The sequence below is a fragment of the Salinimicrobium oceani genome, from assembly GCF_012037645.1.
In genome coordinates this window covers 1-320 of record NZ_JAAVJR010001369.1, presented here as the reverse complement: position 1 = coordinate 320, position 320 = coordinate 1, and the positions used below count along the sequence as shown (strand labels likewise).

1 protein-coding gene is annotated in these 320 nt (G+C 48.4%); it reads left to right on the top strand.

Going from position 1 to position 320, the window contains the following annotated elements:
- Positions 1-4 precede the first annotated feature (4 nt).
- The coding region (locus HC175_RS22245; protein ID WP_168140019.1) for a cobalamin-dependent protein at positions 5-320 on the top strand (316 nt) is incomplete at its 3' end.

The window sequence follows — 320 nt, the reverse complement described above, 5'->3', positions numbered from 1 at the left end:
AATAATGGAACAACAAGCTCCTTATAAACCCAAGAATAAAGTAAGAATTGTTACTGCAGCTTCCCTTTTTGACGGGCATGATGCTGCCATAAACATTATGCGCCGTATCATCCAGTCCACGGGAGTGGAGGTGATTCACCTGGGCCATGACCGCAGTGTGGAAGAAGTGGTGAATTGCGCGATCCAGGAGGATGCCAACGCTATTGCCATGACCTCTTACCAGGGAGGGCATACAGAATATTTTAAATATATGCATGACCTCCTGCAGGAGAAAGGTGCAGGACACATTAAGATCTTCGGCGGCGGCGGCGGAGTTATCC